The sequence below is a fragment of the Mesorhizobium sp. BHbdii genome (assembly GCF_053848045.1).
This window is the reverse complement of sequence record NZ_JBSPKX010000156.1, coordinates 1-489: the sequence shown is the minus strand read 5'-3', so window position 1 is coordinate 489 and position 489 is coordinate 1. Positions and strand designations below refer to the sequence as shown.

Genomic DNA, 489 nt, shown 5'->3' with positions numbered 1-489 from the left:
GAGACGTCAGGATGCTAGTTCTCATTCCGGCTGGGCATTTCCCCAAAACACATGTTCCCTTCTTCTCAGGCAAACCTTGATCCCAACCTGCAAAGCGTCGGTTGCCCGTCTTCGATACGCCAGGGCGCCTCGGTTTGCGGGAACCCGCACCGCCCCAAACCGTTCTTTTCGCGAAGGGGCGTCCTCGAAACTCAAGGAGGGTGCAATGAAAAAGCTTCTGCTTGCTTCGATAATCGCCATCGCCTCGGCGTTCGCGATCGCGCCGGCTAGCGCCGGCGGCGTGCAGCTCGGTATCGGCATCGGTCCGAGCTATGATGACAGCTATTACAACGGCGATTATAGCCCATATTATCGCCATCACCGATACTACCGCCATGTCTACAATGACGACTATGACAATGGCGGCTATGCGGTGCGCTATCATCACCGTCGCCATTGCCGCACGGAACTAGTGAGCCACTGGCGCCACCACCACCGCGTGGTGGAGGA

Annotated in this window: 1 protein-coding gene; it reads left to right on the top strand. The window is 57.9% G+C overall.

Annotated elements, in window-relative coordinates; genetic code table 11:
* Window positions 1-205: 205 nt before the first annotated feature.
* Window positions 206-489: hypothetical protein (locus ACWTU8_RS32365; protein WP_455851316.1), on the top strand; the 284-nt coding region annotated here is incomplete at its 3' end.